A 15,329-nucleotide genomic window follows, 5' to 3' on the forward strand; every position below is an offset into this window, starting at 1 on the left:
TGAGGTTGTCATGATCCGCTCCCGTCATCTGCTCGGCGTACTCGTTGCCACCGCCTTGTTCGGCGCTCCCGCATTCGCCAAGGACACCGCGCGGCTCGTGGGCGTCGGCGCGCAATACGACACGACGCATGTCTATGTCGCGCCCGACGACGTCGAGAAGTTCGTCACGAGCTTCCTCGCCACCTTCGGCGGCCAGAGCACCAAGCAGGTCGTCGCGACGGTGACGCCGACGCCGAGCAGCACGACCTCGCAGCTGCTGCAGACGCCGGTCGGCACGGTGTCGCTGTTCGGCTTCAAGACTCCGATCCCGTATCCGTTCGGCGCAGAGCGCACCGGCTATCTCGTCACCGACATGGACGCCGCCATCAAGGCCGCCAGGGCCGCCGGCGCCGACGTCGTCGTCTCGCCGTTTCCCGATCCGATCGGCCGCGATGCCGTGATCCAGTGGCCGGGCGGCGTCAACATGCAGCTCTACTGGCACACGACCAAGCCGTCCTACGCCGCGTTCGAGAAGGTTCCGGAGAACCGCGTCTATGTCTCGGCCGATCGCGCCGAGGCGTTTACCCGCGCCTTCCTGCGGTTCTCAAAGGGCAAGGTGATCTCCGACGAGGCCAAGGCGCCGGGCGTCGAGATCGGCCGGCCCAACGACCGCTACCGGCGCATCCGCATCGAGTCGGTGTTCGGCCGCATGACCGTGCTCGTCACCGATGGCCATCTGCCATATCCGTTCGGCCGCGAGATGACCGGCTATGAGGTCGCCGACCTCAAGGCCACGCTCGACAAGGCCAAGGCTTCGGGCGCGACCGTGCTGGTCGAGCCGTTCACGGCGGACAAGCGCGAGCAGGCGCTGGTGCAGTTTCCCGGCGGCTATGTCGCGGAAATCCATGCGCTGGTAAAGTAGCGCCATCGGCGGATGGAGAGGCGCGTGCGGATGGCTGGGGCACTGACGAGGACGGCCGCGGCGCTTGCGATGGTCGCGGTGTCGTGCGGCCTGGCCGCCGCCGAGGACGCCCGTCCCGCCATTCGCACCAATCGCTGGCAGGAGGACTGGTCCGTCCTCGCCAATCCGGCGCTGCGCACGGAGCCGTTCGATCCGATCAAGTACATTCCGCTGCAGGCCGGCGTGCCGCAGAGCTATGTCTCGTTCGGCATGACCCTGCGCGAGCGGTTCGAGAGCCTGGACGCGGCGAGCTTCGGCATCGGCGGGGCGAAGCCGGATCAGCACGTGTTGCAGCGGCTGCAGATCCATGCCGACGCGCATTTCGACGAGCACTGGCAGGCATTCGTCCAGCTCGAGGACGCGAGAGCCTTCGGCAAGGCCAACATCACCTCTGTCGACCAGAACCCGCTCGATCTCCGGCTGGCTTTCCTCGCCTACGTCAACGCGACGGAGCAGGGCACGTTCAAGGTCCGTGTCGGCCGGCAGGATTTCGACTTCGACCTGCAGCGCTTCGTCTCCTCGCGCGACGGGCCGAACGTGCGCCAGTCCTTCGATGCGCTGTGGGGCGATTGGGAAAGCGGTCCCTGGCGCTTCATCGGCTTCGTCAGCCAGCCGGTGCAGTACAATCTGGTGCGGCCGTTCGACGATACGTCCAACGGCAAGTTTCTGTTCCACACCTTTCGCGTCGAGCGCCAGGTGCTCGGCACCAACGAGCTGTCGGCGTACTATTCCTACTACCAGCGCGACAATGCCCGCTTTCTCGACGCCGCCGGCCTCGAGCAGCGCCACGTGCTGGACCTCCGCTTCGCTGGCAAGCTCGCCGGCTTCGACTGGGATCTCGAGGCGATGGGGCAGGCGGGCTCGGTCGGCGCCAAGCAGATCCGCGCCTGGGGCGCCGGCGCCCGCGCCGGCTACACGTTCGCCGATGTCGCCTGGCAGCCACGCATTGGCCTGCAGCTCGATGGCGCCTCCGGCGACCGCCATCGCGGCGATGGCCGGATCGAGACCTTCAATCCGCTGTTTCCGAACGGCTACTACTTCTCGCTCGCCGGCTTCACCGGCTACACCAACCTGATCCATCTCAAGCCGTCGCTGACCGTGAAGCCGACCGCCGCGCTGTCCTTCATGGCCGCGATCGGCCTGCAATGGCGCGCGACCAATGCGGACGCGATCTACGTCCAGCCCAATGTCGCGGTCGCCGGCACCGCGGGGCAGGGCAGCTCGTGGTCCGGCGCCTATGCGCAGCTGCGCGCCGACTATCGCTTCAACGCCAACCTCACGGGCGCGTTGGAAGCCGTGCACTATGAGATCGGCGACACGCTGCGCCGCGCCGGCGGCCACGACAGCGACTACATCGGCATCGAGCTGAAATACGCGCTCTGAACAACGAAAGCAGGACCACATGTCGCAATTCGAGTCCCGCAACGTGGTGCCGCTGCTGCTCAGCGTCAATGCCGGCTATGTCGACACTGCCGGCTTCCTGGCGCTGCAGGGCCTGTTCACCGCGCACGTCACCGGCAACTTCGTGACGTTCGGTGCGGCGCTGGCGCTGGGCACCTCGGGCGCGACCGCCAAGCTGCTGGCGCTCCCGGTATTCTGCTTGGTCGTGATCGCGACGCGGCTGGCCGGCACGTTGCTGTCGCGGCGGTGGTCGCGCGCGTTCGAGGTCCTGATCGGCGTCAAGCTGGTGCTGCTCGTCCTTGGCGCCGTGCTCGCCATCCATTTCGGCCCGTTCCATGACGGCGACAGCCGCGAGGCGATCATCACCGGCATGGTGCTGGTCGCGGCGATGGCGATCCAGAACGCCGTGCACCGGATCCATCTGCCGAGCTCGCCGCCGTCGACCCTGATGACCGGCACGACCACGCAGGTGATGATCGACCTCGCCGACAGGATCTATGTCGGCGACAAGGGCCAAGCGCCGCCGCCGGCGCGGCTGATGCAGATGGCGATCAACGTGCTCGCCTTTGCGCTCGGCTGCGGTGCCGCGGCGCTGCTGTTCATGCGCCTGGGAAGCTGGTGCTTCGTCGTGCCGCCGGTCGTCGCCGCGCTGGCGCTCGGCGTGCGCCTCGCCGGGCCCGAGCCGGCGCGCTGAGAACGCCGTCAGGTGCCGGTGCCGAGGGCCGGCTGGACGGTCGGCGCGGGCGCCGTCGGCGGCAGCCGCGGCAGCGACGGCGCAACCTGGGTGTCGCCGTCGCAGTGGACAGCGTAGAGCAGTCCGAGCGGGTTGCCGTGCTCGCGGAGGAATTCTCGGCGCAGGCTGAGGAAGGTCTCTCCCAGCGGCACGCCGTCGAGAAAGCTTTCGAAGAAGCGCTTCGCCCAGGCCGTGGCGAAGATCGCCGGGGTCTTGCATTCCGTTCCAACCACGCCGCGCGCGCCCTTGGCCATGAAATACGGCACGAAGCCGTCGTAGAACGCCGGCGACAATTCGGCCGACTCGCAGGCGTTGATGAAGACGAGGGGGTTGCCGGGAAGCAGCTTGCTGGTCGGGGCGTCCAGGCTGAGCTCGCCCAGCGTGATGCCGGCATCGGTCAGCACCAGGCTGGAGCTGTCGGGACCGCCGGGGTCGTCGAGGCCGGTCGCCCGGGCGTGACAATAGAGGTAGAGGATCTGGTCGTTGGTGGTCTCGTCGGCCAGCGCCTTGACCAGCTCCTTGCTGGTCGTGCGCGAGACGATGTGGACGTTGCGGCGCGCCGCCTTTTCCGCAAGCCAGAACCGCTGCTGCTGGGCGACGAGGTCGGCGCCCATCTGCCGGTCGATGTTGTCGTTGACGTTCAGGCTGATGCTGAGCTCGGGCTTGTCGCTCGGGATCAGGCAGTCGGAGATGCGCGGCGTGTTCTGCATCGGGATCTGCTCGATCACGTGGCGCATGCCGATGAAATTGTCCCAGTCGAGCTGTGCGCCGGCCGAGGCATCGCCGACATAGAGCAGGCCCCACGGCACCGTGGTCGCCTCCGCCACGATCTGCAGCTTCAGCCGCCTGGAGCGGTCGCTGGTCAGCTTGCGCAGGAAGTCGCCGATGTCCTTGGAATCCTGCGCCGCGGCGGGCCCGAAGAACAGCTTCTGGAACAGCGCCGATCCCGCCCGCGCCATGATCTTCAGGGCGGCGTCGCGGTCGGCATCGGCGATGTCGATCCCGCTCTGGAAGACGAAGCTGCCGGCCGCGTTCTGATGGGTCACGACCTTCATGAGCTCCTGGCGCACGATCTCGATCGATTTGGCCAGGTAGTCCGGCAGCAACGGCAGCCGGGCGCGGACCGTGACGGGCTTCCAGACGAGACAGTCGTAGCCGCCCGCGATCGGCATGATCGACAGGCCGACGTCGCGCGGATTGAGCACGCTGGCGGAGGAATAGGGCCGGCCATGCGCGCCCTCGACGCGGGGAGAGGGCGCCGCGCCGACATCGATGACAAGGTCCATCTGCTGGACGAAATTGCCGTCCTTGTGGACCGTCGCCCGCAGCGCCGACGGGCCGAATTTCTTCGGCGACAGATCGAACCGCGCCTTGTTGCGCGACTTGCCGGTGCTCGGCAGGCGCAGCGGGCGGCTCTTGTCGGAAAGCTCGAAATCGTCGCTGTCGAGCTGGATGGTCAAAGTGACATCGGAGGTTCCTTCCGGGAACAGCTGCTCGTCGGCAAGCGGCACCGACGAGACGCCGCTCTGCTGGATGTCGACGTCGAAAGCGAACGTGTACCACTGGCCCGGCTTCAACGGCGCATCGAGATCCTCGAAGCCGGCATTGATCCAGCGCTGCTCGCCGGGCGGATAGGCTTTGCGGTTGTCGAGCGGGGGCGGCTGCGGAACGGTCGGCGGCGCCACCCATTGCGGATATTGCAGTTGAATCTGTTGCGGCTCTTCCTGCCGTTGCTGCCGCTGCTGCTGCTGATCCTGCTCCTGCTGTCGCTGCTGCTGTTCCTCCTGCTGCCGTTGCTGCTGCTGATGCTGGCTCTGCTCCTGCTGCTCGCGCTGCTGTCGCTGCACCTGCTGCTGCTGTTCCTGCCGCTGAACCTGTTGCACCTGCTCCGAAGTCCGCTCGAACGTTCGCTGCCGCCAGAGTTGCTGATCGTATCGCTGTTGATCGAAGTGGCGGATGTCGTCGCTGAGCAGCCCGCCGCCGATGCTGCCGGGTTGCGGCCTGACGGCCGCGGGCGCGGCCAGGATCGCGGCCCAGAAGGCGTGAGCCACTTCGGGGTGGGCGATGTCGCTGTGGGCGCCGGCCGCGCCGCCGCCGTTCCGGATGATCCGGCTCGCCTCGATGTTGTAGACCCGGCCGCTGCCGAAACCGTAGCTGAAGCCGACATCCTGGATCGGCATGTCGACGGTCGCCACAGGCTGGGTGCCGCGGACGCCGAAGCTGCCGATGGCGCCGTACAGCGGATAGTCGGTATCGAGCAGATATTGCTGCTTCAGCCGCGCTCCGAGCGGGTAGAACCATCCGTTCGCCCGGTCGTAGCTCGAGCGGGTGGTCACGAAGGCGCCGCGCACGAGCCCCTTCAGCAGCGTGCGCCGGAAATAGCCCTGCGCCGGGGCGGCCTGCGGAATGCTCTCGGCATAGCACCACAGCGACAGTGCACCCTGGACCAGGAACATCGTCTCGACCGGACGCGGCAGCGCGCGGCCGTCGGGTGTGCCGGCGACGGCCGCTGACACGACGATGCAGCCGAAGCTGTGGCCCATCAGGTGAACCCGGGCCGCCGGCGCCGCCTGCTGCAGCTTGACGAGGACATCATGGGCGCCGGCCTCGCCGAACTGGCGCGCGCGATCCTTCATCTTCCAGAACGACAGGATGCGGAGCGGCGCCAGCAGCGCCTCGCGCAGGTCGTCGCCGAGGCCGAGCGTGCCTGCGGTCGCATCGGCCGGCCCGCTCCGTGCCTCGCTCACGATCACGGTCGGATCGAACCGGTCCTGCTCGGCGCCAGGGCGTCCGCTTACATCGCCCATCGCAAGGCCGGACGCAGCGAACAGCCTGAGATAGGCATCGCGCATCGAGTCCGGCAACGTGGCCGCCGGCGCAATGCGCGCCTGCTCGAGGATCGAGCGAATGTCGGCGCGCGCCGCCGGCGTGTCGGCGACGCGTGCCGCATAGCGCTCCACCTCCGCCTCGAGCGATGCCGCCGGCGTGTCGGCGGACAGTAACCCGCCGCCGCCCGACGGCAGCGTCTCGTCGCCGAATGGCAGGCTCGGCCAGTGCAGCCCGATGATGACGGGAGCAAAGCCGGGACGCTGCCGTTCCGCGGCGAGCCGGTCCGCGTCGAGCGCTCCCATGGCGGTGAGCCAGCGATCATACTGCTCGATCGCCGCGGGGACGTCGCCCATCCAGCCATGGCTCAGCAGGATGATATCGCTGACCGCCGCGCCCAGCGCATGGAGGCGGTTCACCACCATCTCGCTCGCGAGCGAACCGTCGGCCTCTCGCCGCTCTTGCCCCGTCGCATCGAAGGCGATGAGCACATATTGCAGGTCTGAGCCTGGCACCTGACGGACGGGCATGCGTGCCTCGCAATAGGATCACGTCGGCATCTTCCGCGGTAGTCGGTTGCCGACCCTAACAATTTCTTATTATGCGTGTGTTGTATTTAGCCGCGTTGATCGAGTCAACGCGATCACGTGAGACTGCAACCGCGGCTGCGTCACGCAGTTGACCTTGCTCACGGCGGTTCGCGGTGGAGGCGCAGGGAAACGCGCGTCGGCGATCTCCAATGACGAAAAGTTTAGCTCGCCGCATCGCTGTGCGCCATTGCGTCCCACATGCATCGCGCCCAACTGTAGAAACGAAACGGTTCCGTTCTTTTCAAGGAGACGTGATGACACAGCAAGCTCTGTCATCGGCTGAGGTTCCATCTGCGGCCAACGACGATCCGGTGGTCTCCGCGCGCGATCGTGCCGTGCGGCAATGGCGCGGGGATGCCTCTGGCGACACTCCGCAGCAGATCGAGGCCAAGGCGCCGGCTGCGGAGCCCGGTCCGTCGCCGACGGAGCACGGGCAGCGCCAGGAGGGGGCCCGGAGGAGCCTGATCCGGCGGCATCCGCTTGGGGCAGCGCTGGGTCTCGTGCTGCTGCTCGCCGTCGGCGCCGGCGGCTACGTCTACTACGATGCGGCCGGTCACTATGAGACCACCGACGATGCCTTCATCGCGGCCCGCCAGTTCTCCATTGCGCCGAAAGTCTCCGGCTACATCACCGCCGTCCCCGTCACCGACAACCAGCACGTCAAGGCCGGCGACGTGATCGCGCGCATCGACGATCGCGACTACAAGACCGCGCTGGCCCAGGCCGATGCGCAGGTGAAGTCGGCCCAGGCGGCGATCCGCAACATCGAGGCGCAGATCGAGGTGCAGCAGGCGCAGATCACCGCGGGCCAGGCCCAGGTCGAGCAGGCCCAGGCCGGGCTGACCTTCGCCGAGCAGCAGGCCAAGCGCTATCAGGACCTCGCCCGCACCGGCTCGGGCACGGTGCAGAGCGAGCAGCAATACACATCGCAGCTCCAGCAGCAGAAGGCGGCGCTGACCTCGGCGCAGGCCAATCTGCAGGTGGCGCAGCGGCAACTGGAGTCCTTGAAGGCGCAGCGCGAGAGCGCCGACGCCAATCTCGCGCAGGCGCAGGCGCAGCGCGACCAGGCGCAGCTCAATCTGTCCTACACGACCGTGACCGCGGCGCAGCCCGGCCGCGTTGTCAATCTCAGCGCCGCCGACGGCCAGTTGGCGGCACAAGGCACGGCGCTTTCGATGTTCGTGCCCGATGACGTCTGGGTGACCGCCAATTTCAAGGAAACCCAGCTCGACGAGATGCGTCCAGGCCAGCCCGTGACCCTGGAGATCGACGCCTATCCGGAGCGCGAGATCCGCGGCCATGTCGCCAGCGTGCAGTCCGGCTCGGGCCCGGCCTTCTCGCTGCTGCCGCCGCAGAATGCGACCGGCAACTACGTCAAGATCGTGCAGCGCGTGCCGGTCAAGATCGACATGGATGATCCGCCGACGGACGTCGCGCTCGGTCCCGGCATGTCGGTGGTGCCGACCGTGCGCGTCGATGCCAGGCCGTCGCTCTATGAGCGGCTGAAGGCCGTGCTGTGAGGGAGGTCCGCCATGCGTGAGGCTGCCGCTCTCTCCGCGCCGCGCGCCGGCAGTCCGTGGATCATCGCGGTGCTGGTCGCGCTCGCGACCTTCATGGAGGTGCTGGACACCACCATCGCCAACGTCGCGCTGCCCTATATCGCCGGCGGCATGGGTGTCAGCCAGGACGAATCCTCCTGGGTGGTGACGACCTATCTCGTCTCCAACGCGATCATCCTGACGGCGTCGAGCTATCTCGCCAAGCGCCTGGGACGCAAGACCTTCTTCATCATGTGCCTCGGCCTGTTCACCTTGAGCTCGGTGCTGTGCGGCCTCGCCTGGAATCTGCAGGTGCTGCTGCTGTTCCGGATCATGCAGGGCCTGGGCGGCGGCGGCATGGTGCCGGTCGCGCAATCGATCCTCGCCGACTCCTTCCCGCCGGAAAAGCGCGGCCAGGCCTTCGCGCTGTTCGGCGTCGCCGTCGTGGTCGCGCCCGTCGTCGGCCCGACGCTCGGCGGCTATCTCTCCGACAACGTCTCCTGGCACTGGTGCTTCCTGATCAACGGCCCCGTCGGCGTCGCCGCGATGCTGCTGATCGGGCTGATCCTCAAGGAGCCTGAAGCTGTCACTGAAGAGCGGCGCAAGCAGGCGCACGGCTTCGACGTCGTCGGCTTCGTGCTGGTCGCGACCTTCCTCGGCGCGCTCGAACTGATGCTCGACCGCGGCCTCGAGGACGACTGGTTCGACTCGCGCTTCATACTGGTCACCGCCGCCGTCTGCGTTGCCGCCTTCATCGCCATGATCCCGTGGGAGATGAACCAGAAAAACCCGACGGTCGACGTCCGCATGCTGGCGTCGCGCCAGTTCGGCGCCAGCTTCCTGGTGATGCTGGCGACCGGCGCGATCCTGCTCGGCACCACGCAGATGCTGCCGCAGATGGTGCAGCAGGATTTCGGCTACACCGCGACCTGGGCGGGCCTCGTGTTGTCGCCCGGCGGCCTCGTCACCATGGCGATGATGTTCGTGGTCGGACGGCTCTCGGGCAAGGTGCAGCCGAAATACATGATCATGACGGGCGCCGCGGTCGTCGCCTTCGCGATGTATGACCTCACCCGGGTCTATGCCAATGTGGACTTCTGGTTCTTCGCCGAATCCCGCATGCTGATCGGAATCGGCCTGCCGCTGATCTTCCTGTCGATCACGACCGCGTCCTACAACGGCATTCCGCCCGAGAGGACCGACCAGGCCTCGGCGCTGATCAACGCCGCGCGCAACACCGGCGGGTCGATCGGGGTGTCGCTCGCCGCCAACATCCTGGCGCATCGCGCGCAGTTCCACCAGAGCCGGCTGGTCGAGAATGCCATTCCGTCCAACCCGGCCTATCAGGACACGCTGCACCAGGTGACCAACTACTTCACCGCCCACGGCAGCTCGCTGGTCCAGGCGCAGCAGCAGGCGCTCGCCTGGATCGGCCAGACCGTGCAGATGCAGGCGTCGCTGCTCGCCTATGTCGACGTCTACTGGGCGCTGATGCTGATCTCGCTGTCGGCGATTCCGCTGGCGCTGACGCTCCGCAAGGTCAAGCTCGGCGGCGGCCCGGCGATGGCGCATTGAGGAAGCACGGTCGTTCGGCTGTCGTTCCGGGGCGATGCGCAAGCATCGAACTATGGTGCGCAGTTGCGCACCTGAGAATCCCGAGATTCCGGGTTCAGCCCTGGCGGGCTGCCCCGGAGTGACGGTCAGGAACATCAGGGGCGCTCACACCGCCTCGTCGGCGATGCCATTTCGCAGCAGTCCGATCTTGTCGATCTCGACCTCCACGACATCGCCGGGCTTCATCCACAGCGGCGGTGTGCGGCGGGAGCCGACGCCGCCGGGCGTGCCGGTGGCGATGACGTCGCCGGGCTCGAGCCGGGTGAACGAGGAGCAATATTCGATCTGGCGCGGGATATCGAAGATCATCTGGCTGATCGTCGCATCCTGGACGACCTCGCCGTTCAGCCGCGTCTGCAGCCGCAGCGAACCGAGATCGTCGATCTCATCCGGCGTGACCAGCCACGGGCCGAACCCGCCGGTCGCCGGAAAATTCTTGCCCGGCGTGAACTGGTGGGTGTGGCGCTGGAAGTCGCGGACGCTGCCCTCATTGTAGCAGGCATAGCCGGCGATGTGCTTGAAGGCCTCGCTGCGCGGGATGTAGCGACCCGGCTTGCCAATCACGATGGCGAGCTCGCCCTCGAAATCGAGATCGGTCGAGACGCGCGGGCGGATGATATTCGTGAGATGCCCGGTCTGGCTGTTGGCGAAGCGGCCGAACACCGTGGGGTTCTCGACCTCGGAGCGGCCGGTCTCCTTGCGGTGCGTCTCGTAGTTCAAGCCGATGCAGAGGATCTTGTCCGGGTTCGGGATCACCGGCAGGAAGCTGATGGCCGAGAGCGGATGCCGCCTTGCGCCTGAGGCCGCTGCAGCCGCCTCCTTCAGCGCGTCCGCTGCGATCGCCGATTTCAGGTCCGGGAAGCGGTCGCGCAGGACGGCACCGAGATCGGCGACGTCGGTGCCCTCGACGAGTCCCCAAGTCGGCGCATTGTCGATGGTGAAGCTTGCAAATCTCATCCGATGTCCTCAGGTCGAAACCGCCGCTACGGCGGAGGGAGAAGCCGGTTCTTGCGCCGATTTCGCGAAGCGCGCGATGGTGCGCTCCGGGAAGATCAGCGCGAAGGCCGAGATGGCGCCGACGATCAGCACGCCGGCGGTGAAGGTCATGGCGTGGGCGTAGCCGAGCGGCGCGTTGCCGCCGGCCTCGCCGACGATCCAGCCGGTGAGCGCATTCGACACCAGCGCGGAGGCCGCGTTGCCGGAATAGATCACGACGATCAGCCGGCCGCGCTGGATTGCCGGCGCCACGGCGCCGAGCGCGACGGGGCCGAAGATCGTGGTGAGACTCGGCGCCGCGAAGGCGATCGCGATGCAGGCGAGCTGCAGCGGCCCCGAGGTGACGATGCTCAGGAGCAGCGCGCAGCCGGCGGCGAGCAGCGCGAGACCGGAGGCGTGGCCGAGGCAGGCACGCAGGCTGAAGCCTCTGCGCTGCAGAACTTGCGTCAGCCAGGAGCCGCCGAGCAGCAGCGGCGACTGGAACAGGTAGATCCCCGAGATGATCCAGCCGACATCGACCTGCTTGTAGCCGAGCCCGAGCTGCAGATAGGGCGGCAGCCAGGTCGCGGACATGCCGACGATCCAGTACGACGCGGTCGACATGATGATGACGCCGATCACGGTCGGATCGGCCCACAGCACGCGCGCCGGCAACGCCTTGTCCTTCGCCGCCGAAGCCTCCGGCGCATGGGCGGAGTAGGGACCCTCGCCACCGACGAAGAACCAGCCGAGCATCCAGGCGAGGCCGAGCAGGCCGCAGAACAGGAAGCCGGTGCGCCAGCCATGGTTGACGATGACATAGGTCAGGATCGGGCCGCCGGCCAACAGACCGACGCTGATGCCCTGCAGCACCACCGCGCTCGGCACGCTGCGGCGGTCGGCGGGAAACCAGTTGTAGCAGGCGTGCAGCGCGGTCGGCAGTCCCGGGCCTTCGCCGGCGCCGAGGATGATGCGGCAGATCACCAGCACGGCGACCGAGCCGGAGAAGAAGATCGGGATCTGCGTCGCCGACCAGACGCCGGCCATGATCAGGAGCAGCCATTTCACCGGGAAGCGGCCGACGACGAACATGCCGACCGCCATGCCCGACAGCGAGAACAGCAGGAAGAAGCTGCTGCCGATCAGCCCGAACTCCTTCGGGCTCAAGCCAAGCTCCTTCATCATCGGCACGGCCGAGAGGCCGAATACCAGCTTGTCGAAGAAGTTCAGCGTCTGGAACAGGAACAGCATGATGAGGACGGCGATCGCGCGTCCTCCCACACTGGGTCTGGCGGTGTCCGATGATGTCGTCATGGCGTTTCCCCGTTTGACATTCTCTTGTTTTGATTAGTGCAGTCGTTGGTTCAGCTCGCTCAGCAGCGCGGCGAGCTCCGGCGCGTCCGTCGCGACGCCGTAGACATAATGATCGGGGCGCACCAGCGCGGCGCTGCAGCCGTGGCGTTCGAACCAGCGTGCGACGACGGCGCTCTCCTCGTGCAAGCCGTGACCGCCGATGGCGATCACACTGATCCCGGCGTCGCGGGTCGCAGCGTCGATCGAGCTCGAGTTCAGCGCGCCCCGCCCGTCGAGGACGAGCCGCCATCCGGTGCCGGCGATGGCATCGAGCAGCGCTCGCCCACCACCGTCGCCGACGATCCAGGGCTGCGGAAACAGCGTGCCATTGGCCGCGTTTGCCCTGGTCGCGAGCAGTCCCTGCGTCAGCGGCGGCACGATCTCCTGCCGCGTGATGGTGCGCGGCGCGCCGCCGCCTTCGGCAAGGATACGCGCATCGCGTGCCGCTGCGGCCTCCGGATCCTGCTCGCAGATGACGCGGCCGATCGCCTTGATGCGCGTGGTCAGCTCGCGCACATGCGTGCTGCGCTCGCTCTCATAGCTGTCGAGCAGGGCCGTGGTCGATTGGCCGCGCAACACGCGCGCGAGCTTCCAGCACAGATTGGCGGCGTCGCGCAGGCCCTGGCACATGCCCTGGCCGATGAAGGGCGGCTGCTGATGCGCGGCATCGCCGGCGAGCAGGACACGGCCCTGGCGCCAGCGGTGCGCGACCAGCGCATGGAAGCGGTAGCTCGCCGCGCGCCACAGGGTGGCGTCCTCGGGCCCGAGCCAGCGGGACAGCAACTGCCAGACCTGCTCCGGCTGCTCCATCGCGTGGCGGTCTTCCCCCGGCCGCAGCATGATCTCGAAGCGGCGATGGTTCCCGGGACCGATGATGTAGGTGGTCGGACGCGCGGGATCGCAGAATTGCGCCGCGGTGGCCGGGAGCTTGCCGGCGCTGCCAGCATTCACGAGAAGATCGACCACCAGCCATGGCTCGTCGAAGTCGAGATCATCGAAGCTGATGCCGAGCTGCTGGCGCACGGTGCTGGAGGCGCCGTCACAGGCGATCACGTAGTCGGCGGTGACCTGATGCGTCGTGCCGTCCGCCCGCTGCAGCACGACGGTCGCCGCCGTTGCATCCTGCCGGATCGCGACGAGGCTCGTGCCGAGCTCGACCGTCACCGACGGACAGGCGCGAACGCGATCGCGCATCATCTGTTCGACCGGCGGCTGCGTGAACACCATGCTCGGCGTGTAGCCGAGCGGGTAGGGCGGGCCGACCATGTCGATGCGGCGGATCAACTGCCCTCGTGCGCCGAAATGCTCGGACGCCGGGAACGGCGCGACATGGCGGCTGACCTGTTCGGCGATGCCGAGATTGTCGAACAGCCGCATGATCTCGTGATCGAGCGCGATCGCGCGCGGCTTGTCGTAGATCTCGACAGCGCGATCGATCGCGAGCGTTTTGATGCCCTGCATGCCGAGCAGGCTCGCGGCGATGGCGCCGGTCGGACCGAAGCCGATGACGGCAACCTCGAAATGCTTGTGATCGGACGTAGCTGACATGGAAACTCTGGAGTTGGACAACGAGTCAGGCGGTGTAGCCGACCGCGAGCTGCGCGGCCTTGACGTGCTCGGCCTTGGGCGGCGCGATGCCCCATTGGTCGGTGCGGCCGGGTGGCCAGACCCAATGCTCCGGCCCACGCACGACGTAGTCGTCGTCGACCTGCAGCACCTCGGCGGTGTATTCGATCACGGTCCCGACGGGATCGATGAAGTAGGCGAAGACATTGTCGCCGGGGCCGTGGCGGCCGACGCCCCAGGCGATCGGATGGCCGGCATCGATCATGCGGCCCGCGCCGCGCATCACGCCTTCCCAGGTCGGCATCAGGAAGGCGACGTGGTTGAGGCCGTTGACCTTGGCGGCGGCGATCACCACCGCATGGTGATCGGAGTTGCAGCGGACGAACGCCATCGCCGCGGAGCGATCGGTCAGCTTGAAGCCGAGCGCGTTCTCGTAGAACGCGGCCGTGCGATCGACGTCGGTGCTGTTGAGATTGACGTGGGCGAGCCGTTCGGGGAGCTCGGGCCGCGGTGGCCTGGCGTCGTGCCTGAGGTCGTCATGAACGAAGCGCAGCACGCCGCCTTCGGGGCCGCGCAGGCTCATGATCACGCCGCCGTCGGGACCGGGGTTCGGCGCTGGCGCTGCGATCAGCGTCGCGCCTTCATGGATGGCGTTGCGGCTGACGGCATCGAAATCACTGGACTCGGCGAGGCGGAAAGTCACCGCCTTCAACTCGGTACGCTGGCTCTGGTGCAGCGCTACGACATGATGATCGCTGCCGGTCGCACGGAGATAGACGATGCCGCGGGCCTCCGCGACGCGCTCCAGCCCCCAGGTCTGTCGATAGAACGCTTCCGAACGCGCGAGATCTGGCGTGCCCAGATCGACACTGCGCAGAGCCGCGACCGGAAACCGGGTCATGAGCGTGTCCTCCTGCGCGATGCCCGGGTGAGGACGCGCGACGTTTCTATCCCTGGCCGGCAGAACCGGCTCGTCCTTTTTATTACATAAAAAATAGGAATCAATCAGAATTTATAAATTTTATGTTCTGTAGCCTCGCTCTATACATGTCGTCTGATTCAGAGGAGATCGGGCGTGGATGCGGTTTTGGAGGCCGAGGGGCAGGGCCCGTCGACGCAGGCGAGTCATGTGTATGACCGGCTGCGCGAGGACCTGCTGTCCGGCCGGCTGGCGCCGTCGCGCAAGCTGCAGATGCGGTTTTTGACCGAGACCTATCAGACCGGGCAGACACCGCTGCGCGAGGCGCTCAACCGCCTCACTGCCGACGGACTGGTCGAGGTGCGCGAGCAGCGCGGCTTCTACGTCAAGGACATCAGCCGCGCCGAGCTCGCCGAGCTGACCAAGACCCGCTGCTGGGTCGAGGCGCTGGCGCTGCGCGAGTCGATGGCGGCGGCGACGCCGGATTGGGAGGAGCAACTGGTGCTGGCGCAGCATCGGCTCAGCCGCGCGCCGCGCTCGCTCAGCGCGACCACGTTCGAGGACAATCCGGAGTGGGAGAGGCTGCACCGGATCTATCATCGGGTCCTGATCTCGAACTGCGGCTCGCAGTCGCTGATCGCGTTCTGCGGCCAGCTTGCCGACCAGCTCTATCGCTACCGCCGGCTGTCGATCCGCAAGGCGTTTCCGTCACGCCCCGTCGGCGACGAGCACGCCGACATCGTGAACGCCGTGCTTGACGCCGACACCGAACGCGCGGTTGCGCTGCTCACGGCGCACTATCAGCGCACCGCCGACGTGATCCTGCAGGACGAGACGATCTTTCCGGAGCTGCGCAAGGACAAGCAGATTTAGG

At 67.2% G+C, this 15,329-nt stretch carries 11 protein-coding genes; 6 read left to right on the top strand and 5 right to left on the bottom strand.

Annotated features, from left to right (window positions below; genetic code table 11):
* Window positions 1-10: 10 nt before the first annotated feature.
* Genes ACQR10_RS09655 through ACQR10_RS09665 form a run of 3 tightly spaced genes read left to right on the top strand, consistent with a single transcriptional unit; the run spans window position 11 to window position 3,035 of the window.
* Window positions 11-901: a glyoxalase gene (locus ACQR10_RS09655; RefSeq protein WP_316182948.1), complete on the top strand. Its 891-nt coding sequence runs from the start codon at window positions 11-13 to the stop codon at window positions 899-901.
* A gap of 12 nt (window positions 902-913) precedes the next feature.
* Entirely contained in the window at window positions 914-2,323 is a 1,410-nt protein-coding gene (locus tag ACQR10_RS09660; protein ID WP_434911929.1) for an alginate export family protein, read from the top strand.
* Between the two features lie 19 nt (window positions 2,324-2,342).
* Window positions 2,343-3,035: a YoaK family protein gene (locus tag ACQR10_RS09665; protein WP_316218792.1), complete on the top strand. Its 693-nt coding sequence runs from the start codon at window positions 2,343-2,345 to the stop codon at window positions 3,033-3,035.
* An 8-nt stretch (window positions 3,036-3,043) separates the two neighbouring features.
* Here ACQR10_RS09665 and ACQR10_RS09670 read toward each other — a convergent pair whose 3' ends face one another.
* Complete coding sequence (locus ACQR10_RS09670) at window positions 3,044-6,430, bottom strand: hypothetical protein (RefSeq protein WP_434911930.1); 3,387 nt, start codon at window positions 6,428-6,430, stop codon at window positions 3,044-3,046.
* Between the two features lie 314 nt (window positions 6,431-6,744).
* On the opposite strand from ACQR10_RS09670, the gene ACQR10_RS09675 reads away from it, so the two are divergent.
* The gene (locus ACQR10_RS09675) at window positions 6,745-8,010 is read left to right on the top strand and encodes an HlyD family secretion protein (protein WP_434911931.1); all 1,266 of its coding nucleotides are present in this window, start codon (window positions 6,745-6,747) and stop codon (window positions 8,008-8,010) included.
* A 12-nt stretch (window positions 8,011-8,022) separates the two neighbouring features.
* A complete protein-coding gene (locus tag ACQR10_RS09680; RefSeq protein WP_434911932.1) occupies window positions 8,023-9,603 on the top strand; it encodes a DHA2 family efflux MFS transporter permease subunit in 1,581 nt (526 codons plus the stop codon).
* A gap of 144 nt (window positions 9,604-9,747) precedes the next feature.
* Here ACQR10_RS09680 and ACQR10_RS09685 read toward each other — a convergent pair whose 3' ends face one another.
* The 4 genes from ACQR10_RS09685 to ACQR10_RS09700 are packed head-to-tail and all read right to left on the bottom strand — an operon-like array spanning window position 9,748 to window position 14,437.
* Window positions 9,748-10,599 (bottom strand): fumarylacetoacetate hydrolase family protein, encoded by an 852-nt coding sequence (locus ACQR10_RS09685; protein ID WP_434837838.1) that lies wholly within the window; start codon window positions 10,597-10,599, stop codon window positions 9,748-9,750.
* Window positions 10,600-10,608: 9 nt separating this feature from the next.
* Window positions 10,609-11,931, bottom strand: a complete 1,323-nt coding sequence (locus ACQR10_RS09690) for an MFS transporter (RefSeq protein WP_434911933.1) — start codon at window positions 11,929-11,931, stop codon at window positions 10,609-10,611.
* A 33-nt stretch (window positions 11,932-11,964) separates the two neighbouring features.
* On the bottom strand, window positions 11,965-13,518 hold the full coding sequence (locus ACQR10_RS09695) for a bifunctional 3-(3-hydroxy-phenyl)propionate/3-hydroxycinnamic acid hydroxylase (protein ID WP_434911934.1): 1,554 nt from the start codon (window positions 13,516-13,518) through the stop codon (window positions 11,965-11,967).
* 25 nt (window positions 13,519-13,543) lie between these two features.
* Entirely contained in the window at window positions 13,544-14,437 is an 894-nt protein-coding gene (locus ACQR10_RS09700; protein WP_434911935.1) for a VOC family protein, read from the bottom strand.
* Between the two features lie 174 nt (window positions 14,438-14,611).
* On the opposite strand from ACQR10_RS09700, the gene ACQR10_RS09705 reads away from it, so the two are divergent.
* Window positions 14,612-15,328 carry a GntR family transcriptional regulator gene (locus ACQR10_RS09705; RefSeq protein ID WP_315805341.1) on the top strand — a complete coding sequence of 239 codons (717 nt, stop codon included), beginning with the start codon at window positions 14,612-14,614 and terminating at the stop codon, window positions 15,326-15,328.
* Window position 15,329 lies beyond the last annotated feature (1 nt).

It is taken from the genome of Bradyrhizobium sp. HKCCYLRH2060 (genome assembly GCF_051168135.1).
Taxonomy (GTDB): domain Bacteria; phylum Pseudomonadota; class Alphaproteobacteria; order Rhizobiales; family Xanthobacteraceae; genus Bradyrhizobium.

Coding starts and splice junctions, on each gene's coding strand:
- ACQR10_RS09660 (WP_434911929.1), top strand. CDS start 914: ATGGAGAGGCGCGTGCGGATGGCTGGGGCACTGACGAGGACGGCCGCG.
- ACQR10_RS09700 (WP_434911935.1), bottom strand. CDS start 14,437: ATGACCCGGTTTCCGGTCGCGGCTCTGCGCAGTGTCGATCTGGGCACG.
- ACQR10_RS09655 (WP_316182948.1), top strand. CDS start 11: ATGATCCGCTCCCGTCATCTGCTCGGCGTACTCGTTGCCACCGCCTTG.
- ACQR10_RS09680 (WP_434911932.1), top strand. CDS start 8,023: ATGCGTGAGGCTGCCGCTCTCTCCGCGCCGCGCGCCGGCAGTCCGTGG.
- ACQR10_RS09690 (WP_434911933.1), bottom strand. CDS start 11,931: ATGACGACATCATCGGACACCGCCAGACCCAGTGTGGGAGGACGCGCG.
- ACQR10_RS09685 (WP_434837838.1), bottom strand. CDS start 10,599: ATGAGATTTGCAAGCTTCACCATCGACAATGCGCCGACTTGGGGACTC.
- ACQR10_RS09665 (WP_316218792.1), top strand. CDS start 2,343: ATGTCGCAATTCGAGTCCCGCAACGTGGTGCCGCTGCTGCTCAGCGTC.
- ACQR10_RS09675 (WP_434911931.1), top strand. CDS start 6,745: ATGACACAGCAAGCTCTGTCATCGGCTGAGGTTCCATCTGCGGCCAAC.
- ACQR10_RS09695 (WP_434911934.1), bottom strand. CDS start 13,518: ATGTCAGCTACGTCCGATCACAAGCATTTCGAGGTTGCCGTCATCGGC.
- ACQR10_RS09670 (WP_434911930.1), bottom strand. CDS start 6,430: ATGCCCGTCCGTCAGGTGCCAGGCTCAGACCTGCAATATGTGCTCATC.